23 protein-coding genes are annotated in these 25,674 nt (G+C 61.7%); 13 read left to right on the top strand and 10 right to left on the bottom strand.

What is annotated here, in order from left to right; all coding sequences use genetic code 11:
* Positions 1 to 11 precede the first annotated feature (11 nt).
* A complete protein-coding gene (locus tag LPB072_RS13955; protein ID WP_157559327.1) occupies positions 12 to 1,088 on the top strand; it encodes an alpha/beta hydrolase in 1,077 nt (358 codons plus the stop codon).
* A gap of 352 nt (positions 1,089 to 1,440) precedes the next feature.
* Here the strand turns inward: LPB072_RS13955 and LPB072_RS13950 are convergent, their stop codons facing one another.
* The 4 genes from LPB072_RS13950 to LPB072_RS13935 all read right to left on the bottom strand — a co-directional run bounded on the left by LPB072_RS13950 (position 1,441) and on the right by LPB072_RS13935 (position 6,028).
* Positions 1,441 to 2,241 carry a TIGR03084 family metal-binding protein gene (locus tag LPB072_RS13950; RefSeq protein WP_066084726.1) on the bottom strand — a complete coding sequence of 267 codons (801 nt, stop codon included), beginning with the start codon at positions 2,239 to 2,241 and terminating at the stop codon, positions 1,441 to 1,443.
* A 50-nt stretch (positions 2,242 to 2,291) separates the two neighbouring features.
* Positions 2,292 to 3,116 (bottom strand): enoyl-CoA hydratase/isomerase family protein, encoded by an 825-nt coding sequence (locus LPB072_RS13945; protein WP_066084729.1) that lies wholly within the window; start codon positions 3,114 to 3,116, stop codon positions 2,292 to 2,294.
* Between the two features lie 28 nt (positions 3,117 to 3,144).
* Positions 3,145 to 4,950 (bottom strand): acyclic terpene utilization AtuA family protein, encoded by a 1,806-nt coding sequence (locus tag LPB072_RS13940; protein ID WP_066084732.1) that lies wholly within the window; start codon positions 4,948 to 4,950, stop codon positions 3,145 to 3,147.
* 91 nt (positions 4,951 to 5,041) lie between these two features.
* A complete protein-coding gene (locus LPB072_RS13935; protein ID WP_066084735.1) occupies positions 5,042 to 6,028 on the bottom strand; it encodes an NADPH:quinone oxidoreductase family protein in 987 nt (328 codons plus the stop codon).
* A gap of 157 nt (positions 6,029 to 6,185) precedes the next feature.
* Between LPB072_RS13935 and surE the strand changes: the two genes are divergently transcribed.
* The 5 genes from surE to rlmD all read left to right on the top strand — a co-directional run bounded on the left by surE (position 6,186) and on the right by rlmD (position 11,129).
* The gene (gene surE, locus LPB072_RS13930) at positions 6,186 to 6,977 is read left to right on the top strand and encodes a 5'/3'-nucleotidase SurE (protein ID WP_066084738.1); all 792 of its coding nucleotides are present in this window, start codon (positions 6,186 to 6,188) and stop codon (positions 6,975 to 6,977) included.
* A gap of 80 nt (positions 6,978 to 7,057) precedes the next feature.
* The gene (locus LPB072_RS13925) at positions 7,058 to 7,819 is read left to right on the top strand and encodes a protein-L-isoaspartate(D-aspartate) O-methyltransferase (RefSeq protein ID WP_066085017.1); all 762 of its coding nucleotides are present in this window, start codon (positions 7,058 to 7,060) and stop codon (positions 7,817 to 7,819) included.
* 87 nt (positions 7,820 to 7,906) lie between these two features.
* A complete protein-coding gene (locus LPB072_RS13920; protein ID WP_082876704.1) occupies positions 7,907 to 8,824 on the top strand; it encodes a peptidoglycan DD-metalloendopeptidase family protein in 918 nt (305 codons plus the stop codon).
* 17 nt (positions 8,825 to 8,841) lie between these two features.
* The gene (locus LPB072_RS13915; RefSeq protein ID WP_066084741.1) at positions 8,842 to 9,627 is read left to right on the top strand and encodes a 3'-5' exonuclease; all 786 of its coding nucleotides are present in this window, start codon (positions 8,842 to 8,844) and stop codon (positions 9,625 to 9,627) included.
* Between the two features lie 41 nt (positions 9,628 to 9,668).
* Positions 9,669 to 11,129 (top strand): 23S rRNA (uracil(1939)-C(5))-methyltransferase RlmD, encoded by a 1,461-nt coding sequence (rlmD, locus tag LPB072_RS13910; protein WP_066084743.1) that lies wholly within the window; start codon positions 9,669 to 9,671, stop codon positions 11,127 to 11,129.
* Positions 11,130 to 11,146: 17 nt separating this feature from the next.
* Here the strand turns inward: rlmD and LPB072_RS13905 are convergent, their stop codons facing one another.
* Together LPB072_RS13905 and LPB072_RS13900 are read right to left on the bottom strand one after the other, a co-directional pair.
* A complete protein-coding gene (locus LPB072_RS13905; RefSeq protein ID WP_066084746.1) occupies positions 11,147 to 11,506 on the bottom strand; it encodes a hypothetical protein in 360 nt (119 codons plus the stop codon).
* Positions 11,507 to 11,634: 128 nt separating this feature from the next.
* Positions 11,635 to 12,327 (bottom strand): Bax inhibitor-1 family protein, encoded by a 693-nt coding sequence (locus LPB072_RS13900; protein WP_066084749.1) that lies wholly within the window; start codon positions 12,325 to 12,327, stop codon positions 11,635 to 11,637.
* 266 nt (positions 12,328 to 12,593) lie between these two features.
* Here LPB072_RS13900 and LPB072_RS13895 point away from each other — a divergent pair, with 266 nt between their 5' ends.
* Positions 12,594 to 13,001: a GlcG/HbpS family heme-binding protein gene (locus LPB072_RS13895; protein ID WP_066085023.1), complete on the top strand. Its 408-nt coding sequence runs from the start codon at positions 12,594 to 12,596 to the stop codon at positions 12,999 to 13,001.
* Between the two features lie 24 nt (positions 13,002 to 13,025).
* On the opposite strand, the gene dbpA is transcribed toward LPB072_RS13895, so the two are convergent.
* Positions 13,026 to 14,420 (bottom strand): ATP-dependent RNA helicase DbpA, encoded by a 1,395-nt coding sequence (gene dbpA, locus LPB072_RS13890; RefSeq protein ID WP_066084752.1) that lies wholly within the window; start codon positions 14,418 to 14,420, stop codon positions 13,026 to 13,028.
* A gap of 49 nt (positions 14,421 to 14,469) precedes the next feature.
* Entirely contained in the window at positions 14,470 to 15,381 is a 912-nt protein-coding gene (locus tag LPB072_RS13885) for a LysR family transcriptional regulator (RefSeq protein ID WP_066084754.1), read from the bottom strand.
* Between the two features lie 113 nt (positions 15,382 to 15,494).
* Here LPB072_RS13885 and LPB072_RS13880 point away from each other — a divergent pair, with 113 nt between their 5' ends.
* From LPB072_RS13880 to LPB072_RS13870, 3 genes are all read left to right on the top strand, one after another.
* Positions 15,495 to 16,484: a TAXI family TRAP transporter solute-binding subunit gene (locus tag LPB072_RS13880; RefSeq protein WP_197508828.1), complete on the top strand. Its 990-nt coding sequence runs from the start codon at positions 15,495 to 15,497 to the stop codon at positions 16,482 to 16,484.
* Between the two features lie 72 nt (positions 16,485 to 16,556).
* Complete coding sequence (locus tag LPB072_RS13875) at positions 16,557 to 18,488, top strand: TRAP transporter permease (protein ID WP_066084756.1); 1,932 nt, start codon at positions 16,557 to 16,559, stop codon at positions 18,486 to 18,488.
* A 30-nt stretch (positions 18,489 to 18,518) separates the two neighbouring features.
* Positions 18,519 to 19,823, top strand: a complete 1,305-nt coding sequence (locus LPB072_RS13870) for a sulfatase family protein (protein ID WP_066084759.1) — start codon at positions 18,519 to 18,521, stop codon at positions 19,821 to 19,823.
* Positions 19,824 to 19,879: 56 nt separating this feature from the next.
* Here LPB072_RS13870 and LPB072_RS13865 read toward each other — a convergent pair whose 3' ends face one another.
* Together LPB072_RS13865 and LPB072_RS13860 are read right to left on the bottom strand one after the other, a co-directional pair.
* Complete coding sequence (locus tag LPB072_RS13865) at positions 19,880 to 20,920, bottom strand: hypothetical protein (protein WP_157559326.1); 1,041 nt, start codon at positions 20,918 to 20,920, stop codon at positions 19,880 to 19,882.
* Between the two features lie 74 nt (positions 20,921 to 20,994).
* Positions 20,995 to 21,867, bottom strand: coding sequence for a ferritin-like domain-containing protein (locus LPB072_RS13860; protein ID WP_066085030.1), 873 nt, complete (start codon positions 21,865 to 21,867; stop codon positions 20,995 to 20,997).
* A 93-nt stretch (positions 21,868 to 21,960) separates the two neighbouring features.
* On the opposite strand from LPB072_RS13860, the gene LPB072_RS13855 reads away from it, so the two are divergent.
* The 3 genes from LPB072_RS13855 (at position 21,961) to LPB072_RS13845 (ending at position 25,626) form a co-directional block, all read left to right on the top strand.
* A complete protein-coding gene (locus LPB072_RS13855) occupies positions 21,961 to 22,485 on the top strand; it encodes a gamma carbonic anhydrase family protein (RefSeq protein WP_066084764.1) in 525 nt (174 codons plus the stop codon).
* Positions 22,486 to 22,523: 38 nt separating this feature from the next.
* Complete coding sequence (gene hslO / locus LPB072_RS13850) at positions 22,524 to 23,504, top strand: Hsp33 family molecular chaperone HslO (RefSeq protein WP_066084767.1); 981 nt, start codon at positions 22,524 to 22,526, stop codon at positions 23,502 to 23,504.
* A gap of 127 nt (positions 23,505 to 23,631) precedes the next feature.
* On the top strand, positions 23,632 to 25,626 hold the full coding sequence (locus tag LPB072_RS13845; RefSeq protein ID WP_082876686.1) for a TonB-dependent receptor plug domain-containing protein: 1,995 nt from the start codon (positions 23,632 to 23,634) through the stop codon (positions 25,624 to 25,626).
* Positions 25,627 to 25,674: the final 48 nt, after the last annotated feature.

Raw genomic sequence — 25,674 nt, 5'->3', positions numbered from 1 at the left:
AGGAGTGCAACATGCTGGTGTTTACCAATAGACTGCTGAAAACCACGGCCAGAGATGAGTCGGCGCTGACCACACAATACGACCCGTTTTCCGACACGCTGAACAGCGTGAAAGTGACTGCTGGAGCGAAGGGCTGGAAGATCAGCAATCCGCAGGAGGGTTTGTCCGATGTTGATGCACTGGCGCAGTTGAGCGCTGTATTGGACGGGAACAAGCCGGTGCTTCTCTTCGTGCATGGCAACAACAACACGCCTGCGGCCTGCTTCGCGCGCTGCCGGCTCCTGGAGGCGCAGTATCCGGTTTCTGTGATCGGTTTCTCGTGGACGTCAGAGGGATTTCTCTCAGATGGAACAGAACTGCCGGGCCCGAAAGAACCTCCCGGCGCATTCGATGATCCCGATGACAACCTGGCCGCTGTGGATACGAAAGATTCACTCACGGTCGGCTGGATCGCCCGCATGGCACAGCGGTACGCACAGGCCAAGGTGAACGCCCAGCACAGCAAAGACTCGTTTGCCCGCCTGCTGCGTCTGATCGCTGCGGCTCGCCTTGCCGGCATGAACCAGAAGGTGTCTCTGGCGGCCCACAGTCTGGGCGCCCACCTTCTTCATTACACGATTGATGAACAGGATGCGGAGGCCTCACTGTCGGCCATGCACAACGTGGTGCTGATTGCTGGCTGCAGCGGGGCGGCCAAGCATTCGGCCTGGGTGGGGCAGATTCACCCTTTGCTCCGCGTCTACATCACGTACACAAAGGCCGACTCCGTGCTTTTTGCCGCAACCTTGGTGGACGGCGATGTCAAGGTTGGAACGGATCCGGGCCGCGACCGGTTGCCGGGGCCGAAGTTCCGCTATGTCGACTTCGAGGCGACCAAGATCAAGCTGGGTGCGCACAGTTACTTTGTGGCCGACCCGGGAAAGAGGTTGTCCAAACAGTCCAGGCTTTTGTTTTCGCGAATATTCGCTTCCGAGGTGGACTTTACGGGAGGTATTGCACAACGCAACGATGTGTACCCAATGGGTTGTTCCGATGATGATTCGGTCTGCTACATGGGCAACGCCTCGCTGAAGAAAGATCGACGCTGACACATCTGCAGCAAGGCAGATCAGCCAATTGTGTGAAGACGGCAGGCCGCCGCGGCTGGCCCCTTGGGGTTGGCTCGGCATGTTCGATGCCGACGCAGCCATTGTGTGTCAGCCCTGGGGGGTGAGATGCCTCGTTTTCCAGTCGTCCGACCGCCTGTGCGGGTTTCGATTCGCCTCATAGCCCGGTGGTGATCCCAACGGCTTGACGTTGCGATTTGTATGGGTGTTTGTGGTGGGCGGGTTCCTCATCAGTCAACCCATTGGACTCAAGTGGCAAAGCCCGGCTTCCGACCGGGCTTTGTTGTCTCTGAAGGCCTGCGCAGTGATTGGCCGCGGTTCGGGAAAGGGCTTCTCAGGTGGCTGCTTTGTACCGACTGCCGGGTACAGGTGGGTTGACGGGCTGGCCGGCAAAGCACTGTGCCAGGGCCATCCAGCGTTGTGCAGAGACACCTTGCACTTGCAATGCTGTATCGGCCACGTTGCGCACCTGGGTCACCACCTGTGCAAATGCCACGGCACTGCCTCGCACCATGTTGTCTGGCTGCACGTCGTTCCAGGTCCAGATGGCCCCTGATGGCCCAGTCAGCACGACGTGGGGCGCCGGCTCGGGCACAGGCTCCTTGCGATTGATGAACGTCCACCCGAAAGTGCTGACGCCAAGGTGCGCGATATTGCGGATGCGATCGCTTTCCGCACGGTCCAGCCCCAGCACATCAAATACGGCCTGACCGTGAGCCCAGGTTTCCATCTGTCTGGCTGTGATGCTGGAGAGTGCGCTCATATCGGGGCCAGCCCATTTCACCCGCTGTTTGGGGTCGGCCTTGCCGTATGCATCCGCCAGCCTTTCGGCGCCTGCTGTCCAAGCTTCAAAGAGAGCGGGCCCTGCCAGACCCTGCAGCCATGGCCCCTGGCTTTCCAGAAGCGTTTTCCCTCTGTTGAGTTCGTGAAGAATGGGTGCGAAGAAGGCTTGAAAAGCGGCATCGCTCTCCAGTGTGCGCTCGGCGGCCACGTTGAACATGTGCAGGTGGCCCATGATGTCGTCAATGGTCCAGCCTTTGAACTGGGTGGGTCGACAAAAATCCTGGGGGCTCAGCGGCTCAATGGCGGTGGCCAGCGCTTGGGATTCCTGGCGAAAATCTTCGGCTGTTTGCATGGGATGTATGGGGCGTGTAGGGCGTGAAGGGCGTGAAGGGCGTGAGGGGGCTAATCGAGAAGGGGGGGCTTGGCCTGCGTGTTCCAGGCTGGCTTGCGCTTTTCAAGGAAGGCGGCAACGCCTTCCCGGCCTTCGTCGTCGAGCATGCAATGAGCAAAGCCATCGGCGGCCAGGGCGCGCATGGATTCACCTTCCAGGCGCTGGGTGGCCAGCAGAATACGCTTTGTGACCGCGTTGGCGCCGGGTGCACATCGGGTGACCGCGGTTTTGATGCCTGCTTCGAACGTCTCCAGCCCGGCAGCATCAGCAGCAAGGTGATCGGCCATGCCCATTTGCAGTGCCTCTTCGGCCCCGAAGCGCGCGGCGGTCAGCATCAGCCGGCGAGCTGTGCGCAGGCCAAGCCGGTTGACCACGTAGGGGGCGATCTGAGCGGGCGGGATGCCCAGAGTGACTTCGGTCAGAGCAAAGCTGGCGTCGGCGGTCACAGCGACCACATCGCCTGCGCAAACCATGCCCATGCCGCCCGCCATGGCAGGCCCTTCGACCAGCATCAGCACCACTTGAGGCAAGCTGTTGATGCGCTCGAACAACTCACCCGCGCGCAAGCTGCTGGCCCGCACCGTTGCCAGGTCTTGACCTTGCATGGTGGCTTTGAAGTCTTTGATGTCGCCACCGGCGCAGAAGACACCACCATGACCGCGGATGGTGACGCCCCGCAACCCCGCATCTTGCGCAACGCGTTCAAGTGTTTCCATCAATTCGCTCACCATCTGGGCTGAGAGCGCATTGCGCACCTCCGGGCGATGAAGCCAGATGGTCAACCAGCCTGTCTGGTGATCGAGTTTCAGCGTGGAAAGACTTGGCCAAGGTTTCATGGGGGGGGCTGGTCCTTGAGTGGCAGCCTCAGGTTGGCGCTTGCAGCAAAGCGGCGGGGATGCGAATGGGGTGTGTGAGCAAGAGCTGTGAATAGCCTTTGGCTTGCGGGTCGAAGCGCAGGCTGCTGGTGCCACCACCGCCGAGCGTGTTGTGAAGAAGGAAATTCAAGGCGTGGCATCCCGGGAGATAGAAACGTTCAACCTGGCCGACCTGGAAGTGGGCAAACAGGCGCCCTACCGTGGTGTCATCGAGGGCGGCAGCAATCCAGGGAAGGTAGCGTGCGTGACGCGCGATCACGCCGATGTTGGCTGAGTCGCCCTTGTCACCACTGCGCGCCCAGGCCAGTTGCACCAGCGGGACCGTGATGCACCCGGCATCACTTTCCGCGGCCTTTTCGATGGCGTGGGGCATGGGTTCCTGGGCAAACTTGTCCGCCAGAGCAGGTGGGTCAAATGCCTGGGTGCCTGTTTCTGAGACCACTTGCACAGTGACCAGGCCCTTTGGTATCGCCAAGGAAAACAAGGCCATCACGGGCGAGGGTTTTGGCCGGGCGCCTGCAAACCCACACAAGCCGGGCGGGGCCGACAATCCCAACCCGGTGGCCTCTCGGATGAAAAGGCCCACGCCTTGTGCGCTGGGGTGACGCACCGCGATTTTTGCCGCCACTTCACGGGCCACGCCGCTGCGGCGCTGTTCCCCGAACTGGCTTTCTGCGCCAACCAGCTCAATGCTGGTTTCGCTGAAGTCGGGCGCTTTTGCTTGTTTCAACAGGCTGCGCGAGCGCTCGATGGCGGCTTGCGCGAAGACCTGGGCCTTCTGTTCGGCATCGATGCCGTAGAAGCCAAAAAGGTGCCCACCCCGGAATCCGTTGTGCCAGGTTACGCAGGCCTTGTAGGTCGCTGGTGGGGTGCAGCCCCTGGCGCCACTGACGTGCACCTGATCGGTAGCGGTCTGCTCGATGCGGACTTCGCTGAAGTCGCAGCGCACATCGGGCAACCAGTAGGCTTGAGGGTCGCCAATCTCGTAGAGCATTTGCTCGGCCACAGTGCCCACCGAAACGAGGCCACCGCTGCCTTGGGGTTTGCTGACGACGAAGCCGCCATCGGGCGAGACCTCGGCGATCGGGTAGCCAATGCGTGCATAGCTGTCGGCCACTGAAGCCCAATCGGTGAAGTTGCCACCCGTGGCTTGGGGGCCGCACTCGAGGATGTGCCCGGCCAGACTGCCTCCAGCCAGTTGATCAAGGTCTTCGGGTGACCAGCCGAACGTGTGGATGCATGCCCCGAGCGTGACAGCACTGTCCACGCAGCGCCCGGTGATGACGATATCGGCGCCAGCGTTCAGTGCCGCGGCAATGGGGAAAGCGCCCAAATAGGCGTTGACGCTGCCCACCAGAGCAGGGTCAGGGAAGGGCGCTCCGCTGAACATGTCTTGCGGTTTGGAGGCAGCCAGTTCATGGACTCGGTCGAAAAGGTCGTCGCCGAGCACAGCCGATACCTTGAGTGCCAGGCCCTGTTTGGCGATTTCCGCGCGCAGTGCTGCGGCGCAGTCCAACGGGTTCACACCGCCCGCATTGGAGATGATCCTGACCCCTTGGCGCCCGATTTCTTCGAGGTTGGGTGCCATGGCCGCCGAGATGAAATCGGTGGCATAGCCTTGCTTCGCATCCTTCACCCGAGCACGCGCGAGGATGCCCATGGTGATCTCTGCCAGGTAGTCGTAAACAATAAAATGGAGATCGCCTTGCGCCAGCAATTGTCCGGTCGACAGCGATGCGTCTCCCCAGAAACCGCTGGCGCCGCCGATGCGAACCGTTGTCGTGTTGCCTTTCAAAGCAGCCTCCAGAGTTGCTTACGTCGACCGTCGAAAATGGCATGCAACCCGGGACCCCCGCCACACCGTGGGAGGGCGGCCCTTGCTTGCCTCAGTTCACCAGGACCAGTTTGCCTTTGACCGAACGCGATCCCATGATTTCGAAAGCTTTGGGCAGCTCGCTCATGGGCAGGGTCTGGTCGATCACGGGCTTGATCTGGCCCTTGGCATACATCGTGGCCAATTCTTGCATCATGGCCGCATTGGCCTTGGGTTCCTGTTTTGCAAAGCTGCCCCAGAACACGCCGACCAGACTCGCGCCCTTGAGCAGTGTGAGGTTGAGGGGCAGGCTGGGAATGGGGCCGCTGGCGAAGCCGACCACGAGGTAGCGACCGCGCCAGGCGATGGAGCGGAAGGCGGGCTCGGCGAAGTCACCGCCCACCGGGTCGTAGATCACATCAGGGCCTTTGCCGCCAGTGAGTCGCTTGATCTCGTCGCGCAGGCCTTCTTTTGGTGTGTGCACGCTGTAGTTGATGGTTTCATCGGCGCCGAGTTCTTTGCACAGTGCGCATTTTTCGTCGCTGGATGCGGCGGCAATGACGCGTGCGCCGGCGGCTTTGGCGATCTGGATGGCCGATGTGCCTACGCCACCGGCAGCGCCGAGAATCAGCACGGTTTCACCGGCTTTGAGCGCGGCGCGGTCCATCAGGCCATGCCACGAGGTGGCGTAGATCATGATGAAGGCAGCGGCATCCACAGGTGGGAAGCCGGGCGGGAGCGGCATGCAGAGCGCTGCTTGGGCGATGGTGTGGGTGCCGAAGCCCCCGGTGCCGCTGAGGCAGGCGACGCTCTGGCCGACCTGCAGGTGTTTCACACCTTCACCCAGCGCGCGCACCACACCAGCGTATTCGGAACCCGGAACAAAAGGCAGTTCCGGTTTCATCTGGTATTTGTTTTGAACGATGAGCAAATCGGGGAAATTCAGGCTGGCGGCCTGGATCTCGATCAACACTTCGCCTGCTTTGGGCTCCGGCGTGGGCAGCTCCTTCCAGGTGAGGGCTTCAACGCCAACGGGGTTTTCACACAGCCAAGCTTTCATGGGGTCTCCAGATTTGTCTCAGAAATAGTGCCCCATGATAGGCATGGGGTCTTGAATTCGGCGAACCGGTTGTCATGAAATCTGTCGCTGGGGCGACCCCGTTGCCGGCCTCCGAAGCTCAAACGCCCTTGGGTGGTGGCGCACTAGAATCGTGGTCATGAAGATCCTCATCTCCAACGACGACGGCTACCAGGCGCCGGGCATAGTGGCCTTGTTCGAAGCGTTGAAAGGGTTGGTTGGCGTTGAAGTGGAGGTGGTGGCACCGGAACACAACAACAGTGCCAAATCCAATGCGCTGACGCTGCATTCGCCGCTCTATGTGCACACGGCCCACAACGGTTTTCGCTACGTGAACGGCACACCTGCCGACTGCGTGCACATCGCGCTCACAGGTTTGCTTGGCTACAGACCCGATCTGGTGGTCTCGGGAATCAACAATGGCGCGAACATGGGTGACGACACCATCTATTCCGGCACCGTGGGCGCCGCGATGGAGGGCTATTTGTTTGGTATTCCAGCCATCGCCTTCTCCCAGACTGAAAGAGGCTGGGGCCATCTCGATGCCGCAGCAGAAAAAGCGGCCGAACTTGTGGCGCAACTTCTGCCGTCACTTGATGCCTCCAAACCGCCTGCTGCACCCTGGCTGTTGAATGTCAACATCCCGAACCGCCCAGCGACCGAGCTCAAGGGCTTCAAGGTGGCCCGGCTGGGCCGGCGCCACTCGGCCGAAGAGGTGATCGTGCAGACCAGCCCGAGGGGTGAAACCATGTACTGGATCGGCAATGCGGGTGCTGCCAAAGACGATGCGGAAGGCACGGATTTTCACGCAGCCGCTACTGGGTATGCCACCATCACGCCGCTGCAAGTGGATCTGACGGACCACGAGCGCTTGCCGTATTGGGCGCCGTTGGCCGCCCAGATGTCCAAGCGCTCACGGAGCGCCGAATGAAACACGGCGATGGTTCGACGGGCAACAACAAGCCTCGGCCGGGTTTTCCGGCAAAACTGGTGACCCATCAGACCGGGCCAATGAAGAAGCCGACCACAGCCATTGGGTTGCGCCCGATCGCGCCGCTGGCAGCGAAAGGTCAACCGGCGGGAGGGGTGAAGATCCAGCCAGTGCAAGGACGGGAAGCCAGTGGGTTTGGTACCGGCTCACAGGCCGTGCGGGCAGACATGGTGCGCAAGCTGGAAGCACAGGGTATTGCGCATGCCGGTGTGTTGGCCGCCATGCTGGCGATCGAGCGCCACCGTTTCGTCGATACCGCCCTGGCCAACCAGGCTTATGAAGACACCAGCCTTCCGATCGGTTTGGGGCAAACCATCTCCAAACCCAATGTGGTGGCAAGAATGCTGAGTTTGCTGTTTGAGCGGGAAAGCGTGAACTTAGGTCGGGTACTGGAGATCGGAACAGGTTGTGGTTACCAGGCTGCCCTGTTGAGCCGTTTGTCACGAGAGGTCTACAGCATCGAACGTTTGCGCGGATTGCACGACAAAGCGCGCGAGAATCTGCGATTCTTTCGGCTGGCCAATCTGCACCTGCTTTTTGGTGACGGAATGCCTGGGTTTGCCAAGGGTGCGCCTTACAGCGGCATCATCGCGGCAGCAGGCGGCGAGGCCATTCCTGAAGCCTGGACAGATCAATTGGCGGTGGGTGGACGCCTGGTGGCGCCTGCGGTAACGGCTTCAGGGCAACAGCACCTTGTGGTGATCGACAAAACCGCTCGGGGCCTGGAGCGCAAAGAATTGGAGCCGGTGCTGTTCGTGCCTCTAAAATCAGGTATTGCGTGATACTGCATAGGTTTCATATTAGTTGTTAGGTATTCAATTTTGATTTATTGTCGACGTGACGTTGGCGAAGGTCTGTTGGGAGTCAAGATGAACAGGGTGATCGGTTCCATGAACAATGCGACGTTTGTACGGCGTGGCGCTTGGCGTGGCGCCATGTTGAGCGGCTTGCTGCTGGCTTTATTGGTGAGCGCGGGTTGTTCGACCCGCAGCGTGCGCCGCGCAGCACCCGTGGAGGACCGCACCGCCTCAGGCGAGGCGGCTTCGGCCGTCAAACCTCTGCCAGGTGCGGAAAATGCGGGCAAACCCGGGTATTTTTCGGTGCGGCCCGGTGACACCCTTTACCGGATTGCCATCGAGCACGGGCAAACCGCGCGCGACGTGCAGGCCTGGAACAACCTGGCCAATCCCAACATGATTGAAGTGGGCCAGGTGCTGCGGGTCAGCCCGCCCGTGGGCATGACGCCTTCGAGCACACCCGCCCCTGTTTCCACAGCCACGGCAGCCGCAGTCACACCACCTGCCGTGGTGGCCCGTCCTTTGAACCCGCCTGCTGTGACCCCTGCAGTCACCCCGTCGGCAGTGGTTCCTCCAGGTGCCACCCAGGCGCCCATGGCTGAACCGGTCAAACCCGGCGAAGGGGTGAGCTTTATCTGGCCCGCCCGCGGTTCGGTGATTGCTGGTTTTGACGAGGCCAAGAACAAGGGCGTTTCGATAGGCGGGCGCGCGGGCGAACCTGTGCTGGCTGCGGCTGACGGCCGGGTGGTTTACGCCGGTGCGGGGTTGCGCGGCTACGGCAACCTGATCATCCTGAAGCACAACGACACCTTCCTCACCGCTTACGCCCACAACCAGGCGCTGCTGGTACGCGAAGATCAGGCTGTCAAACAAGGACAGCGCATCGCCGAGATGGGCAGCAGCGATGCCGACCGCGTGAAGCTGCACTTTGAAGTGCGCCGCGACGGCAAGCCCGTCGACCCCCTGCAATACCTGCCGCCCGCCAACTGAAGCCCGGTTGAGGCGCAATGGCCTGGCCCGTTCTCGTTTTCGACATCGAATCGATCCCCGATGTCGAGGGCTTGAGGGCTCTGCGGGGAGCGCCCGCAGACGCCACCGATGCGCAGGTTTACGCCAACTGGCTGGCCGAGCGCAAGGAAAAGGGTCAAAGCGATTTCACGCCGCTGCACCTGCAGCGGGTGCTCGCGATCAGCTGCGTGTTCCGCAACGCCGACGGCCTGCGCATCCATTCCTTTGTTGACCGCGACGGGCAAAGCGAAGGCAAGGTGATTCAAACCTTCTTCCACGCCATCGAAAAACACGCCCCGCAACTCGTGAGCTGGAACGGCAGTGGCTTCGACCTGCCCGTGTTGCATTACCGCGGCCTGCGCCACGGCGTGGAAGCCAGCAAATACTGGGACCTCGGCGAAGACGACCGCGAGTTCAAGTGGAACAACTACATCAGCCGGTACCACATGCGCCATCTCGATCTGATGGACCTGCTCGCCATGTACAGCCCCAAAAACAACGCCCCGCTCGACGCCATGGCCAAGCTCTGCGGCTTCCCCGGCAAGCTGGGCATGGACGGCTCACAGGTCTACGCGCAGTTTCTGGCCGGCGAAACCGAAGAAGTGCGCCGCTATTGTGAGACCGATGTGATGAACACCTACCTGGTGTATTGCCGGTTTCAGAAGATGCGTGGCGGCTTTACCGAGGCTGAGTACGAGCAGGAAATCGAGTACGTCAAAGAAACATTGGGCAATTTGGCCCCCGATGAACCCCATTGGGACGAGTATCTGAAGGCTTGGAACTGATCGGGCAGAAAAACCGCAGCCCGGCCTGAGACAATCGGAGGATGAGTTCCTCCACCGCCCACGAAAACAGCCTGGCCACCACGGCCAGTGAAACCCCCAGCACCATTCCCTCTATCGATCGGCCAGACCTGCCCGATGGCTGGCTTGCTGTCGAATCCATGGACATCGACGCTCAGGGCATTGCCCACCGGCCCGATGGCAAGGTGGTGTTCATTGAGGGGGCCTTGCCTTTTGAAGTGGTCAGCACCAGCGTGCACCGCAAGAAAAACAACTGGGAAGCGGGCGTGGTCACCGCCATCCACAAGGAGTCGGCCCAGCGGGTGCGTCCGGGCTGTCCGAATTTTGGCTTGCATGCAGGCTCCTGCGGCGGCTGCAAGATGCAGCACATGCACGAATCGGCTCAGGTGGCGGTGAAACAGCGGGTGCTGGAAGACAACCTCTGGCATCTGGGCAAGGTCAGGCCCGAAATGCTGATGCGTCCCATCGAGGGGCCGGCCTGGGGCTATCGTTACCGTGCACGGCTGTCGGTGCGCCATGTGCACAAAAAGGGCGAAGTGCTGATTGGCTTTCATGAGCGCAAGAGCCGCTATGTGGCCGACATGAAGGAATGCCATGTGTTGCCGCCCCATGTGAGCGCCATGCTCTTGCCGTTGCGCGAGATGATTTTCAGCATGAACGCCCGCGAAACCCTGCCGCAGATCGAGCTGGCCTGCGGTGACAGCGTGACCGCGATGGTATTGCGCCACATGGAGCCGCTGAGCGAGGGCGACATGACCAAATTGCGCGCTTTTGCTGCCGAGCATGGCGTGCAGTGGTGGCTGCAGTCCAAAGGGCCTGACACGGTGAAGTTGATGGACGCGCCTGTGCCAGGCGACGAGCTGTCTTATGCTTTGCCCGAGTTCGGCATCACCATGCCGTTCAAACCCACCGATTTCACGCAGGTCAACCCGCACATCAACCGCGTGCTGGTGGCCCGGGCGTTGCGTTTGCTGGATGCCACCCAAGATGAGCGGGTGATTGACTGGTTTTGCGGCCTGGGCAACTTCACCCTGCCTATCGCGACCACGGCCGGCGAGGTGGTCGGCATCGAGGGCAGCGAAACGCTGGTGGCGCGCTCGCGGGAGAACCTGGCGCGCAACCAGATCGGGCGCAGCCAGCCTCTGGCGCCCACGACCTTTGTTGCCCGCAACCTTTTTGAAATGACACCCGACCTGCTGGTTGCCGACGGCTCAGCAGACAAGTGGCTGGTTGACCCACCGCGCGAAGGTGCGTTTGCCTTGGCCAAGACCCTGGCCGAGCTGCACCAAAACCCGGAAAAACGTGGCACTTGGACGCCGCCCAGGCGCATTGTCTACGTGAGCTGCAACCCGGCCACACTGGCGCGTGACGCGGCCCTGCTGGTGCACGAGGGCGGATACCGTTGCACATCGGGTGGCGTGGTCAATATGTTTCCACACACCGCCCACGTGGAGAGCATGGCGGTGTTTGAGTTGGCCAGCTGATGCCTTGACGCAGCGGCTCAGGACTTGTGCGCAGTCGGTGCGTGCCCGTCTTTGCCTGGATCGGCTGAATCGTGCCTGGACGTGGAGTCTGCTGCAGCTGGCGGGTCCTGAGACGGCATGCCGAGAATTTCATTCTCGCGCATGTAGGTATCCATCTCTTTCCATCCATTGAACATGGCGGCCTTCACAGCCTTGGGGTTGCTCTGGAAGCAGACCTCGATGCTTCGAATCGCATGGCGGCAGGCACTGCCGATGGCATGGGCTTCAGCATCTTTTTTTGCCGCGATCTGGGGTGCTGTTTCAATGCCCAGCGCATCGCAGCCCGACAGCGTCAAGCTGGCGGTGGCAAGGCAAAGGATGGTGAGGATGTTGCGCATGGGTAAGAACCTGTATGGGACTTGTTTCGGCGCTTTTTGCCTGGGCTTGAGCCCAATCATCCAGTTTCAATGACGGACACCCAATAAAAATGGGCCCGAAGGCCCAGTTTCAGGGGAGCAGTAAATGCTCAGTCTTCGCCACCAAAGATGCCGAACAGTGCCAGCAGGTTCTGGAACACCGCAAAAATGCTGATGTAGAGGCCGGTGGTGGCCAGCACGTAGTTGGTTTCACCGCCGTCCATGATGCGCTTGAGGTCGTAAAGCATGTAGAGGCTGAAAATCACGGTGCTGAGGACGGTGATGCCGATCATCATGGCCGAGCTGCCCATGAACATGCCGATCACGCCTGCGATGAGCACGGCGATCATGCCGGCGAAGAGCCAACGACCCATGCCGCTCAGGTCACGCTTGATCACAGTGGACAAAACCGCCATGGTGCCGAACACGCCGGCGGTGCTGGCAAATGCGCTCATCACCAGCGAAGTGCCATTGCTCATGCCGAGCACCGCGCCGAGCAAGCGCGACAGCATGATGCCCATGAAGAAGGTGAAGCCCAGCAACAGGGCCACGCCCATGCCGGAATCGCGGAAGCGGTGGATGGCGAACTGGAATCCCATCATGCCGCCGAGGAACACGATCAAACCCGTGAAGCCGGTCAGGCCGTTGGCAATGCCGGTTGTCACGCCAATCCATGCACCCAGCACCGTGGGCACCATGGACAGCGCGAGCAACAGGTAGGTGTTGCGCAGGACTTTGTTGCGAACGACGGCATCGGAAACCGAATGACCGAATCGGCCGCCAGAGGAAAGAGGTTGGTTCATATGTGTCTCCTTGAACAGTGTTCAAATCAATGCCAGCCCGAAGGACTGCTCTTGCTCCATTGTAGAAGCAGCGTGTTACAGATGCGGCCAGAGGGCCATTTTTCAAGCAAAGGCAAGGGTTTACGTTTTCCCGCCAAGGGGCTGTCAATCCACTTGTGACCTGAATAGGGCCAATCTTTGCGGTATCGTGCTGGATTGGTAACGCATTCCTTCATCCCCACCATTTTTAATGGTCCATGGTGGACCACCTCAACTGGAAAAAGTTCATGAAAAACAAAGCTGTGCTCGAATTTGCCGATGTGAAAAAGATCGCGGCGGCCGCAGAAGCCGAGGCCTTGAAGAACAACTGGGCCGTGACGATTGCCATCGTGGACGATGGCGGTCACCTGTTGCACCTGCAGCGCCTGGATGGCGCCGCACCGATTTCAGCGCACATTGCGCCCGCCAAGGCCCACACCTCCGCGATGGGCCAGCGTGAGAGCAAGATCTACGAAGACCTGATCAACCAGGGCCGGTTCTCTTTCCTCAGCGTGCCCACCATCCAGGGAACGCTGGAGGGCGGTGTGCCGATCGTGAAAGATGGCGCGTTTTTGGGTGCCGTGGGCGTGAGCGGCGTGAAATCGTCAGAAGACGCCCAGATCGCCAAGGCCGGCATCGCAGCCCTGGGCTTGTAACGATCGCAATGGAGGTGGCGGGCCTCAGTCTTCGAGCACCCGCACCTTCACGCTCTTGCCCTTGATCTTGCCGTCGTTCAGGCGGCTGGCGACCTGTTGGGCAATGTTGCGGTCCACGGCCACATAGGTCGACCATTCGTTCACATTGATCTTGCCTACCTGCTCGCGGGTGTAGCCCAGATCGGCGGTGAGCGCGCCCAGCACGTCGCCGGGGCGGATCTTTTCTTTGCGGCCGCCCTGTATGTGCACCGTGGTCATGGCGGGCACCAGGGGCTCTTTGCTCGCTGGTGTGAGTTCGGACACCGGGTGCCAGTCAGACTCGCGGCCTTGCAACTGCTCGATCTTGCCCACGTAGCCCATTTCGTTCATGCTGGCCAGGTTCAGCGCCAGGCCGCTCTCGCCTGCACGGCCGGTGCGGCCGATGCGGTGCACGTGCACCTCGGAGTCGGGCGTCACGTCCACATTGATCACCGCTTCCAGGTTGGCTATGTCCAGCCCGCGCGCGGCCACATCGGTGGCCACCAAAACGGAGCAACTGCGGTTGGCGAAACGCACCAGCACCTGATCGCGCTCGCGCTGCTCCAGTTCGCCAAACAAGGCCAAAGCGCTGAAGCCTTGCCCGCGCAACACTTCAACGAGGTCGCGGCATTGCGCCTTGGTGTTGCAGAAAGCGATGGTGCTGGCGGGGCGGAAGTGGGCCAGCAGAAGGCCTACAGCGTGCAGCCGTTCGTTGCTTTTGACTTCGTACCAGCGCTGTTCGATCTGGCTGTCGCTGTGCTGAGCCTCGACCTTGATGGTGATTGGTTCTTTCATGAACTGGGCGCTGAGTTTGGCAATGCCCTCGGGGTAGGTGGCCGAAAACAGCAGGGTCTGGCGCTCTTTTGGACACTGCTTGGCGACTTTGACGATGTCCTCGAAGAAGCCCATGTCGAGCATCCGGTCGGCTTCGTCCAGCACCAGGGTGTTGAGCGCATCGAGCTTCAGGCTGCCGCGCTCCAGGTGGTCCATCAGACGGCCGGGCGTGCCGACCACGATGTGGGCGCCATGCTCCAGCGTGGCGAACTGTCCACGCAGGGGCACGCCGCCGCAGAGCGTGACAACCTTGATGTTGTCTTCGGCGCGGGCCAGACGGCGGATTTCGGTGGTCACCTGATCGGCCAGTTCACGCGTGGGGCAGAGCACCATGGTTTGCACGGCGAAGCGGCGCGGGTTGAGGTTGGCCAGGAGGGCCAGGGCGAAGGCGGCGGTCTTGCCGCTGCCGGTCTTGGCCTGGGCAATGATGTCTTTGCCCAGCAGGGCCGAAGGCAGGCAGGCAGCCTGGATCGGCGTCATGGCCGTGTATCCCAGTTGGGTCAGGTTGGCCAGGGTGGCCGGGGTGAGGGGGAGGGCGGAGAAGTCGGTCTGGGGAGCGGTGGTCATCCCCGATTATCGGTTGCCGGGGCGCGCAACTGGTCGGTCGAGCCCGCCATTACGCCTTTCTGTGGTTTTCAATCAGGCTGCGCCCCGTTGTGATGAAGGTCTGGATCACGTCGCTTTCGATGAGCTCTTCGCGGCACCAGATATACATGTCCCGCCGGCTGTTGCCCTGGGGCAGGGGCACCTCAACGAACCGGTAGCGGTCCTGCATCAAGAGCAATGGCAGTCCGGGCAGCACGGCGAGATGGCTGCCCTGGGACAGGAACTCCAGCAGAATGACCGCATCGTTGAGGGTCGCAAATCGGGTGCGCAACTGGCGAACGCCGTTTTTGGCGAGCAGCTCCAATTGTTCGTTTTGAAAGGGCGAGCTGGTACCGACATTGATCCAGTCAAAGGCATTGAGTGCCGCGCTGTCTACGTCGGAAACGCCGGCCAGCGGATGGCCCGGCCCGCAATAGACGCCAATGGCGTCCTCAGCCAGCAGCACCCGCGCAATCCCGACGGGCGACTGGGCGTAGACGGCCGGGGCGATGGCAATGTCTATCTGGCCATCGATCAGTTGCTCCACAACGGTCTGGGGCCTGCCGGTGGTGACGGTGATGGCCAGTTGCGGCAGCTGCGCGATCAGCTTGCCCGACAGCTTGGCTGCGAGACCCATTCCGATCAGCGGCCCGACGCCGACCCGCAACTGGTTGTTCAGGCCCATCTTGTGGCGCCCGATGGCGTCGGTGGCGGATCGCAATGTCTGCGTGACGGCGCGGCCTTCCCGGGCCAGGCTTTCGCCCAGCAGGGAGGGCTTGACGCCGAAGCGGCTGCGGCTGAACAAGAGGCCTCCAGCCTGCATTTCCAGTGTGTGCATGTTGCGCGTGAGTGTGGGCTGGGTGAGTCGCAGGTGTTGCGCGGCCTCGGTGATCGACCCCTTGTCCAGGATCACAGCCAACTGCATCAGGTGTTTTGGATCCATACAAAAATGTCTGTTTGAGTGTTTAAAAACGAATTTTACTTTTGATTGGAGTGGGCCTATTCTTCGTGGCATCGGCAAAGTACCGATGCCATTTCCCATACTGGAGACAAGACATGCAATTCAATCGAGTGACCAAAACCTTCGCCGCCGGCGTTCTGGGCAGCCTTTTGCTGGCGCCGGCCTGGGCTGAAAAAGTGTCCATGGAGGCCGCCACCACCAACAGCGTGGTGGGTCTGATGCCGCAAACCATGGCGCCCCACTGGGCCAAAGTGGGCGTGGACGTGGAACTGGCGCTGGATCAGACCCTGACCAAGTCGTTGCTCAAGATCGCTCAGGGCTCGCTCGATTCGGCGGTGGTGCCACCCCCCGCTTATGACAACCTGCTCAAGGGCGAAGGGCCTTACAAGGCGCTGGGCAGCAAAGGCGCCGAAATGGCCGGCAATGTGCGCAGCCTGTTTGGTTTCGCTGCCAGCATCTACCACCCTGTGGTCTGGGCCGATGGCGGTGTGGCGAACTGGTCTCAGCTCAAGGGCAAGCGCGTTTTCGTCGGCCCACCTGCGGGTGCCGCCAACGCCCAGATTCGCTCGTTGATCAAAACCGCTTCTGGTCTGGAAGATGGCAAAGACTACGAGGGCATCAAGGCCCCTTGGGGCGCTGCCACGCAAGGCTTCAAGGACGGTCAATTCGATGTGTTCATCACGCCTGTGGGCATGGGCGCACAGGCGCTGGTCGAGCTGGGGTTGACCCGCAAATTCCGCCTGTTGTCGATGGACCAGAGTGCGGTACCACCCAAAACGCTGGGTATGGTGAGAGCCAAAATTCCGGCCGGCACCTACCCGGGGCAGGTGAACCAGGAAGATGTTTATGGCTGGCAGACGGTGATGGTGATGATGGCGAGCAAAAGCATGTCCGACGACACCGCGTACAAGCTTACCAAGGCCTATTTTGATCAGATTCCCGGCATGCAGAAAGGCAATGCTCAGTTGAAAGATCTGAGCGCTGACCAGCGCTTTGACGGCATGCTCGCGCCGCTGCACCCTGGCGCTGCGCGCTTTTACAAAGAGCAGGGCATCGCAATTCCAGACGATCTGGTGGCCAAGTAATTCCAGCGCTTGCGGCCCCAGCGGGCTCTTCGGAGCCTGCTGGGGTTGACTCGCCTGTTTGAGGACCTTTCCATGAGCTGGAATTTTCTGGATGCGCGCGCCCGCGCGGGCCTGACCTCGGTGCTGGCCCTGGCCGTCACGCTGTATGGCCTGGCCAATGTGATGCCATCGATTGGCTCGTTCCGCCTGGGGCCGTTCCCCATGGTGTTTTTCCGCTCCACCTTTTTTGCCCTGTGCTTCCTGGTGGTGGTGCTGGGCTTGAAGGGCGCTGGCGGGCGGCAGTTGCCGAAGTGGGTGGATGCCGTGGCGTGGCTGAGCGTGGTGGCAATGCTGTACGCCTGCAAGGCGTTTTACGACGTGAGCATCGCGATCGACGAGGCGATGTTTCTGTTTGGTCCCAAAGACATGTGGACCGCGCTGGCTGCTTGCGCCGGGGCCCTGTTTCTTTGCTGGCGACTGTGGGGCGCGCCGGTGGCGTTGCTGGGCGTGCTGGGCATTGTTTACATGGCCACCGGCCCTTACTGGCCCGGTCCCTTGCAGACCATTGGCGGCGACGTCAACGAGCTGCTGGCACAGAACCTGTGGTTCAGCCTCGATTCAGGCATTCTGGGTTCAACCTTTTCCATCGTGGTCACCACGGTGTTTCCCTTTATCGTGCTGGGCGCGGTGCTGGAAGGCGCGGGTGCGGGCGAATCGATGATCCGCATTGCCTTTGCTTTGATGAAGCGCACGGCCGGTGGCCCGGCACACGCGGCGGTGCTGGCCTCGGGCCTGTTCGGCACGGTGTCGGGCAGTGCGGTGGCCAATGTGGTGGGCACCGGTGTGATCACCATTCCCATGATCAAGAAGCGGGGCTTTTCGGCGAACTTTGCTGGCGCCGTTGAAGCCGCCGCGTCGACTGGCGGGCAGATCATGCCGCCCATCATGGGTGCGGCTGCACTGGTGATGGCCGACTACGTGGGGGTGAGCTACCTGACCGTGGTGATTGCGGTGCTGGTGCCCGCCATCGCCTATTACGGCAGCCTGTTCATGATGATTCTGTTCGAGTCGCGCCGACTGGGCATCAAGGCCGATGCCAGCAGCGCCGGCGTCGCACCGCCCGAGCGGCAGGACTACCTCAACATGTTGCTGGTGTTTGGCCCGCTGGTGATGATCGTGGTGTTGCTGGTGGGGGGCATGTCGGCCTCAGGGGCATCCATCGCAGCGATCGCGTTGCTGTTTCCCATGAGCTTCATCAATCCGGCCGTGCGGCGCTCGCCAATGAAGCTGGTGACGGCCCTGCGCAACGGCGGCGAAACCTTTGCTCAGCTGCTGACGGCAATTGCAGCGGTGAGCATCGTGATCTCCACCCTGTCGGCCACGGGCGTGCCGGTGAAGTTCGGGGTGCTGATGGTCAGCGCCCTGGAGCACTCGCTGTTTGTGGCATTGCTGGTGGTGGCGGGTGGCTGCATCTTGCTGGGCATGGGCATGCCCACCCTGCCAGCTTATGTGACAGTGGCCGCAATTGCACTGCCTTCGATGCAGGCGCTGGGGCTGGAGCCACTGACGGCGCACATGTTTGTTTTCATGATTGCCGTGGCGTCAACCATCACGCCGCCGGTCGCCATAGCGGCCTATGCAGCGGCGTCGATTTCCGGCGGTAGACCGATTGGCACCGCAGTGCAGGCCTCGCGCATCGGCATCATGATTTTCATCATCCCGTTTGCTTTCGTCTACAACCCGCTGATCCTCACCGTGCCACAGGCTGGTGCCGCGTTTGCCTGGGGGCCCTACCTGCTGTTGCTGGTGAAACTGGCGGTGGCGATTTATGTGATGGCCAGTGCCCTGATTCGCTTTGACAAGCGGGCGCTGGGCTGGCCAGAAGTGGTGGCCCGGTTGGCGGCTTCGGTGTTGTTGTTCGCGCCAGGGGGGCACACCGACATGGTGGGCGCGGCCCTCACCGCTGCTTTGCTGGGGCTGCACCACTGGAAGAATCGCACCGCCGCTGCAGTCCCCAGCGCCTGAGCCCCAGACATTCAGAAGGAACCACACCACATGAGCACCAATTTCATCTTCATCGTGGCCGACGATCTGGGCTATGCCGATCTGGGTTGCTACGGCGGCCGTGCGCCGGTGTCGCCCAATCTCGATGCCCTGGCCGCCCGCGGCGCCAGGTTCGTCAATGGCTACTCGAATTCACCCGTTTGTTCACCCACCCGCTTCGCTTTGATGACGGGCCGCTACCAGTACTGGGTGCGCGGGGCCAGCGAGGAGCCCATGGCGGGCCGTGCGCGTGGCAATCCCGAACTGGGGCTGTTTCCACACCTCCCGACCTTGCCTTCGCTGTTGAAGGAGAAGGGTTACCACACGGCGCTGATCGGCAAATGGCACCTGGGCTACCGTCCGCATTTCGGCCCGGAGAAGAGTGGCTACATGCACCACTTTGGCCCCATGTCTGGCGGTGTGAGCTACTACGGACATAACGCGCGGGGCGAAGGCTCCGACATGGAGCTCGATGGCGAGCCCTATGACGAACCGGGCTACCTGACCGACCTGTTCTCGAAGCGGGCGGTGAAATATGTGAAAGACCGTGCTGCCGATCAACAGCCCTTCATGCTCAGCCTGCACTACACCGCGCCACACTGGCCCTGGGAAACCCGGGCGCAGGGCAAGATCGATCCGGAGATCGTGAAGGACATTTCCCATCTCGACGGTGGCAATGTCGAGACCTACCAGACCATGATCAGGGAGATGGACGAGGGCATTGGCTGGGTGGTCGAGGCCTTGCGCGAGACGGGTCAGCTCGACAACACCTTCATTGTTTTCACCAGCGACAACGGCGGCGAGCGGTTCTCCGACAACTGGCCGCTGGTGGGCGGCAAGATGGATCTCACCGAAGGTGGCATTCGCGTGCCCTATATCGTGCATTGGCCACAGGGCATGGCAGAAAAAGGGTTCGCCAGCGAACAGCACTGCATGACCATGGACTGGACGGCCACGATCCTGGACATCGCGGGCGCCAGCTTGCCAGCGGGGCATGCGCTGGATGGGGTGTCGATGTTGCCCACACTGCAAAACCCTGGGCACACGTTCGAGCGCCCCATGCACTGGCGCATGAAACACAACGACCAGCGGGCGCTGCGCCTGGGCGAGTGGAAGTACCTCAAAGTCAACGAACACGAGTATTTGTTCAACATCGAGCGGGATGCGCGCGAGCGGGCCAACCAGGCCAAGCGGGATCCTGAACGCCTGCGGGCGATGCGCTCGGCCTACGAGGCCTGGGCTGCCCAGGTGCCCGCTGTGCCTGAAGACGCCATGGTGAGCCTGATTTACACCTTGGCCGATATGCCGTCCAGGTAAGGCGAGCCGAGGCCCGTCGACGCATCCATAAGGGCAGAGCTTCCCGCGTCAGCCGTTCAGGGCCGGTAGATCGAACACCGTTTGGCTTGTCCGCGGGCAGGGTCGCCGCCAAAATTGACTTCGGCGCAGCGCACGCCATTGGTGGCGAAGTCAACCTTGAAAACCCCATTGGCGCCAAAGCGCACGTGCTTGCTGCCGCGGAAATCGCACAACTGGCCTTCACGCCCGCAGTCGTCCCACAGGCGATCATCCATCGGTGGAATTTCATTGGGGGCGGGTCGCCGCGCCACTATGCGATCGATCGGCACGGTGTTGGCTTCGCAGCGCTTTTTCATGCCCGGCACCGGGTCTCCAAACAAATAGGAGGTGCAAAAAGCATCTTTCTCAACCTGGCGGTAGTTGAAGGCGTTGTCCAGGCCAAAGCGCACGGTGGTGGGCTCGCTGACGCGGCAGGTTTCCCCTTCGGATGCACATGGCGCCCAACGGTTGGCAGGGTGATCCGGGCGTTGCTGGTCGCGGGATTCGCTGACGGCTGCCCTGTTGTCTCTTCTTTCGTCCTGCCGGCTGTCTTCTCTGTCGCGCCCTCCGTTGCCATCGCGGTCCTGATCAGACCGTTTGAACTGGCACTGTTTGGGCACACGCCGAACCGGGTCGCCGAATTCGTCGACTGTGCAGCGGATTTCGCGCTCTTCCCTACGGTAGTAGTAGGCACCATCAGCGCCGAACCGCACCAGCCGGGTCCCACGGAACCGACAGACTTCGCCTTCGTTGGCGCAATCAATCCAGCCTCCTGTGTCTGCCTCGCGAACGGGGTGTGGCATGCCCCGCGCCCAACCGAGTTTGTATTCACAGACCTTGGGCACACGGCGCGCAGGATCTCCAAAGTTGGCGATGCTGCATTCGATGTTGCCCACTGTATTTTTCGGTTCGCTGTGGCGCCCGCCGCCGCCAAAGCGCACCTGTGCGGGCCCCGGTGTGTAGCAGGTTTGCCCTTCGTGGGCACAGGGTGTCCATTCGGGGATGTCAATCGATGGAGGCGCTGCGGCTGCCCAGGTGGTGCAGGCGGCCAGCACAGTTCCAAGAAGTAGCCGTTTCATCAGAGTACCCATGTGTCGTTTTGGTCAGGTTATTCAGTATAGGCAGGGTGACCTGACTCCGCATTACCCAGGCCTCAGCGGGCAGGATTGGGTGCGCCGGCCTGAAGCTCGTCGAGCTCTTTGGCGGTAAAGCCTGCAGCGCGTCTGGCGTCCAGGTTGTAGGGGGGCTTCAGGCGCGGCGCGTTGTGCAGGCGGGCAAGGGCACGGTAGTGGGCAACCGGTTCCAGACCCTGGCGAGCGCAGAGCCAGCCATACCAGCGGTTGCCGACGGCCACATGACCGATCTCGTCGCGAAGGATCACATCCAGCACGGCCACAGCGCGCAGGGCGGCTGGGGTGTTGACCTTCTTAAGCCGTGACTGGATGAGCGGCGTGGCGTCAAGGCCGCGCGCTTCGAGCGTACGCGGCACCAGGGCCATGCGGGCGGTGATGTCGTTTTGGGTCTTGACGCACATCTCCCACAGCCCATCGTGTGCAGGGAAATCGCCGTAGTGGTAACCCAGCGTTTGCAGCAGTTCATGCAGCAAAGTGAAATGGGATGCCTCTTCGTCTGCCACACGCAGCCAGTCGCGGTAAAAGTCTTCGGGCATATCGGGGAAGCGCCACACCGCGTCCAGTGCCAGGTTGATGGCGTTGAGTTCGATATGGCAAATGGCATGAAGCAAGGCCGCCAGACCTTCAGGCGTGAAGGGTGAGCGGTGGGGCACCTGCATGGGCGGTATCAGGGCGGGGCGAAGCGGGCGCCCTGGCAACGCATCGCCGACGGGCGCCTGCAGGGGTTCAGCAGGGTCAATCTGCCCTTGTGCTCCCAGGCTGGACTGGCTCGCAACATAGAGCGCATGCGTGCTGGCCACTTTGCTTTCGGGCGCTTGCAGGCACAGCGCCTGCAACGCCCAGGCGCGTGCGCTGCCTGGCCAGGCAGATGGGTTGGGCGTCTCTGGCGCCATCGGGACGGGGTTGTTCGCTTGCATCCCTACAATTCTAGGTTTCGCCCGGGCCGACCAGCGGGCGCGTTTTTCCCACCATCCGAAGGAGACACCATGGCACTTTACGAACTCGACGGTTTGAGCCCACAGTTGGCCGATACGGCCTGGGTGGCCGAGAACGCCCAGGTGATTGGCAATGTGACCCTGGCAGCAGACACCAGCATCTGGTTTGGTGTGACCGTGCGCGGGGATACCGAAACCATCACCATTGGCCAAGGCAGCAACATCCAGGACGGCAGTGTCTTGCACGCCGACGTGGGCATGCCGCTGGTGGTGGGCGAAAACGTGACGGTGGGCCATAAGGTGATGCTGCACGGCTGCACCATCGGCGATGAATCCCTGATCGGCATTGGCGCCATCGTGCTCAACGGTGCAAAAATCGGCAAAAACTGTCTGGTGGGCGCGGGCGCGCTGGTGACCGAGGGCAAAGAGTTTCCCGATGGCTCCATGATCATCGGCAGCCCGGCCAAGGCGATGCGCCAGCTCACGCCCGAGCAAATGGAAGGCCTGCGCATGAGCGCCAAACACTATGTGGACAATGCACAGCGCTTCCGCCACACCTTGAAAAAGATCGACTGATCCCTAACTGTTGGCGTTGATTTCCCCGAAAGATCCGATTGTCTGAACTCCACAAATTCATTTTCGAAGGCAAGCCCGTGCGCGGCATGCTGGTGCGCCTGACCGATGCCTGGCAGGATATTTTGCAGCGTCGCGCGCAGTCGGGTGGTTACCCTGCCGCCGTGACCGAACTGCTCGGCGAGATGACGGCAGCGGCCACGCTGATGCAGTCCAACATCAAATTCAACGGCGCTTTGGTGATGCAGATCATGGGCGACGGGCCGGTAAAGCTGGCCGTGGCTGAGGTGCAACCCGATTTGAGCCTGCGCGCGACCGCCACCGTGACTGGTGAAGTGGCCGAAGACGCGCCGTTGTCGCACATGGTCAACGTCAACAACCAGGGCAAATGCGCGATCACGCTCGACCCGAAAGACCGCAAGCCGGGCCAGCAGCCTTATCAGGGCGTTGTGCCGCTGTTCGGCGACAAACATGAAAAGCTGGAAAAGCTCAGCGAGGTGATCGAACACTACATGTTGCAAAGCGAGCAACTGGACACCAAGCTGGTGCTCGCAGCGAACGACAAGGTGGCCGCAGGTCTGCTGATTCAGCGCCTGCCGCTGCAAGGCAGCGCCAATTTGGCGGGCGAAGGTTCGACGGCGGGCGACGAAGACAGGATCGGTTTGAGCGAAGACTACAACCGCATCTCGATCCTGGCCTCCAGCCTGAAGCGCGAAGAACTGCTGGAGCTCGATGCGGAAACCATCCTTCACCGATTGTTCTGGGAAGAAGATGTGCGACGGTTTGAGCCGCAGACGGGCGATCTGGGTCCCCGCTTTGCCTGCAGTTGCTCACGCGAGCGCGTTGGCGGCATGCTGCGTAGCCTGGGCAGCGATGAGGTGGAGTCCATCATTGCCGAGCAGGGGCAGGTGGAAGTGACCTGTGAATTCTGCGGCGCCGTACAGCGCTTTGACCCGGTGGATGCCGCTCAGGTGTTTCTGGACGCCGAAAGGCAGCAGCCCGCGCCGCCCGACGTGCACTGACGCTACTGGCTGAATGGCCGCCGATCGTCTGTACGGCACCCCGGCACCCCGGCGCACCGAAGCCTGCGGTTGCCCGGCCTAAAGATTGGCAGCAAGATGTCGAAAAACAGGCATTCCAGACATCTTTATGCACCCATCGGTTCACCCCTCCAAGAAACCTGGCCCGGCCCGCGTCGCCGCCGGTCTGCTGTTGTGTGCCGGACTATCGGCCGCGTTTCCGGCCGCCGCCGCCACCGATGTGATCACGCTGAGCCTGGAAGAGTTGCTCAACCTGACCGTGGTGGGTGCCTCCAAATACGCGCAAAAACAGAACGAAGTCGCCGCCGCTGTGAGTGTGGTCACGCGCGACGAGATTCGCGCGTTTGGATGGCGCACACTCGATCAGGCACTGGCCACGCTGCCTGGCGTCTACACCACCTACGACCGCCAGTCCAGCCACCTGGGCACGCGCGGCTTCAGCGTGCCGGGAGACCTGAACACGCGCTTGCTTGTCACGATCAACGGCAACCGCGTCAACGACCTCGTTTTTGACACCGGTCCCACTGGGCGTGACTTTCCGCTCGACCTGGCCCTGGTCGAACGCATCGAGTTCATTCCCGGACCGGGCAGCGCGGTGTACGGTCAAAACGCCATGTTTGGTGTGGTCAACGTGGTGACTCGCAACGGTGCGGCCATGGACGAGGGCGAACTGGCGCTCGGGTCGCAACCATCCCAGGGCATGAACGAAGGCCGGGTGAGCTGGGGGAAGCGGCTGGACAGTGGCCTGGATGTGCTGATTTCTGCTTCAGGTTTGCGCTCCAGGGGCGAAGACCGTGACATGGAGTTTGGCTCAACGGGTATTTCGGGGCGTGCACAGGGGCTGGATGGCGAGCGCGACAAGGAGTTCTTTGGCCGCTTGGGCTATGGGCCCTGGACGCTGGAACTGGTGCATGGAGACCGCCGAAAAGACGATCCCACGGGCGTCTACGGATCCGATCCGCTGGTGGCGGGGCAATACCAGGGCAATCTGTACACCCTGGCGCAGGCGCAGTTCGAAAGCCCGTTCAGCGACGAAACGTTGCAAGTGATGGGGCGTGTCTTCGTTGGGCAAAACCGCTACAGCAGCCGCTTGAGCTACGGCACGCCATTTGACTTTCCCAGCGTGGGCGACTGGTATGGGGGCGAGCTTCGCCTGTTGTCCACCGCGCTGGATGGACACAAGCTGATGCTTGGCATGGACCTGCAGGACATCACCCGCCTCAACCAGGCCGTCATTGACCCGGCGGATTCCGCCAACAACCTGCTGATTCGCAGCCCCGCCCGACGGGTCGGCATCTACGGCCAGGACGAGTGGCACCTCGCCGATGACTTGACCGCTACCCTGGGCTTGCGCATGGACCGCAACAGCACAACGGGCACCCATATCAGCCCCCGCGCGGCGCTGATCTGGCAGGCGGCGCCTTCAACCACCCTGAAAGCCCTGGCCGGTCGGGCCCACCGGGCGCCCAACGCCAATGAGCGCGACTACTACGACGACCTGGTGCTCGTGGCCAACCCCTCGCTCGATGTCGAGAGCGTGGATACCCTGGAGCTGGTCGCCAACCACCGTGTCAGCGAGGATCTGCGCTTGCAGGCGGCGGCCTACCGCTGGACCATGCTCGATCAGATCGTGCCTGGCGTGGACCCGGTGAGCGGGCTTTCGCAGTTTCAGCCAGGAGGGAAGGTGGTGGCCAACGGTCTGGAGCTGTCGGCCGATAAAACCTGGGTCTGGGGCGGTCGGTTGCGCGGCAGCTTGACGCTGCAAGACGCGCGCATGGCCACGGGCGACCGCCTGGCCAATTCACCCCAGCAACTGGCCAAGTTCAATTTCTCCATGCCTTGGCGTGCCGCTGGCGTGTCCCTGGGTTACGAATTTCAATACGACAGCCGCCGCAAGACCCTCGACGGAAGTTGGCTGGGAGGGCGCAGCCTATCCAACCTGCACATCCGCACCGATCGCTGGGTGGACGGGCTGGAACTGGGCCTGACCGTGCGCAACCTGTTCAACAAGCGCTTTGCTGTACCCGGTGGCACGAGCAATTGGCAGAATGCGCTTGAGCAGGATGGCCGGAGCGTTCAATTCGAAGCGTCCTACCGCTTTTGATCTTCTGAAGGCCCGTCAACACCTATTGGGCCGCCACAGAATGCAGCA

This window comes from Hydrogenophaga crassostreae (assembly GCF_001761385.1).
GTDB classification, from domain to species: domain Bacteria; phylum Pseudomonadota; class Gammaproteobacteria; order Burkholderiales; family Burkholderiaceae_C; genus Hydrogenophaga; species Hydrogenophaga crassostreae.
The sequence above is the reverse complement of the archived record's forward strand: the minus strand, read 5'-3'. Positions and strand labels throughout refer to the sequence as shown.

What these genes read in the sequence shown, in the direction of transcription:
- LPB072_RS13955 (WP_157559327.1), top strand. Translation starts at nt 12, where the DNA reads ATGCTGGTGTTTACCAATAGACTGCTGAAAACCACGGCCAGAGATGAG.
- LPB072_RS13950 (WP_066084726.1), bottom strand. Translation starts at nt 2,241, where the DNA reads ATGCAAACAGCCGAAGATTTTCGCCAGGAATCCCAAGCGCTGGCCACC.
- LPB072_RS13945 (WP_066084729.1), bottom strand. Translation starts at nt 3,116, where the DNA reads ATGAAACCTTGGCCAAGTCTTTCCACGCTGAAACTCGATCACCAGACA.
- LPB072_RS13935 (WP_066084735.1), bottom strand. Translation starts at nt 6,028, where the DNA reads ATGAAAGCTTGGCTGTGTGAAAACCCCGTTGGCGTTGAAGCCCTCACC.
- surE (WP_066084738.1), top strand. Translation starts at nt 6,186, where the DNA reads ATGAAGATCCTCATCTCCAACGACGACGGCTACCAGGCGCCGGGCATA.
- LPB072_RS13925 (WP_066085017.1), top strand. Translation starts at nt 7,058, where the DNA reads ATGAAGAAGCCGACCACAGCCATTGGGTTGCGCCCGATCGCGCCGCTG.
- LPB072_RS13920 (WP_082876704.1), top strand. Translation starts at nt 7,907, where the DNA reads ATGAACAGGGTGATCGGTTCCATGAACAATGCGACGTTTGTACGGCGT.
- LPB072_RS13915 (WP_066084741.1), top strand. Translation starts at nt 8,842, where the DNA reads ATGGCCTGGCCCGTTCTCGTTTTCGACATCGAATCGATCCCCGATGTC.
- rlmD (WP_066084743.1), top strand. Translation starts at nt 9,669, where the DNA reads ATGAGTTCCTCCACCGCCCACGAAAACAGCCTGGCCACCACGGCCAGT.
- LPB072_RS13905 (WP_066084746.1), bottom strand. Translation starts at nt 11,506, where the DNA reads ATGCGCAACATCCTCACCATCCTTTGCCTTGCCACCGCCAGCTTGACG.
- LPB072_RS13900 (WP_066084749.1), bottom strand. Translation starts at nt 12,327, where the DNA reads ATGAACCAACCTCTTTCCTCTGGCGGCCGATTCGGTCATTCGGTTTCC.
- LPB072_RS13895 (WP_066085023.1), top strand. Translation starts at nt 12,594, where the DNA reads ATGAAAAACAAAGCTGTGCTCGAATTTGCCGATGTGAAAAAGATCGCG.
- dbpA (WP_066084752.1), bottom strand. Translation starts at nt 14,420, where the DNA reads ATGACCACCGCTCCCCAGACCGACTTCTCCGCCCTCCCCCTCACCCCG.
- LPB072_RS13885 (WP_066084754.1), bottom strand. Translation starts at nt 15,381, where the DNA reads ATGGATCCAAAACACCTGATGCAGTTGGCTGTGATCCTGGACAAGGGG.
- LPB072_RS13880 (WP_197508828.1), top strand. Translation starts at nt 15,495, where the DNA reads ATGCAATTCAATCGAGTGACCAAAACCTTCGCCGCCGGCGTTCTGGGC.
- LPB072_RS13875 (WP_066084756.1), top strand. Translation starts at nt 16,557, where the DNA reads ATGAGCTGGAATTTTCTGGATGCGCGCGCCCGCGCGGGCCTGACCTCG.
- LPB072_RS13870 (WP_066084759.1), top strand. Translation starts at nt 18,519, where the DNA reads ATGAGCACCAATTTCATCTTCATCGTGGCCGACGATCTGGGCTATGCC.
- LPB072_RS13865 (WP_157559326.1), bottom strand. Translation starts at nt 20,920, where the DNA reads ATGAAACGGCTACTTCTTGGAACTGTGCTGGCCGCCTGCACCACCTGG.
- LPB072_RS13860 (WP_066085030.1), bottom strand. Translation starts at nt 21,867, where the DNA reads ATGGCGCCAGAGACGCCCAACCCATCTGCCTGGCCAGGCAGCGCACGC.
- LPB072_RS13855 (WP_066084764.1), top strand. Translation starts at nt 21,961, where the DNA reads ATGGCACTTTACGAACTCGACGGTTTGAGCCCACAGTTGGCCGATACG.
- LPB072_RS13845 (WP_082876686.1), top strand. Translation starts at nt 23,632, where the DNA reads ATGCACCCATCGGTTCACCCCTCCAAGAAACCTGGCCCGGCCCGCGTC.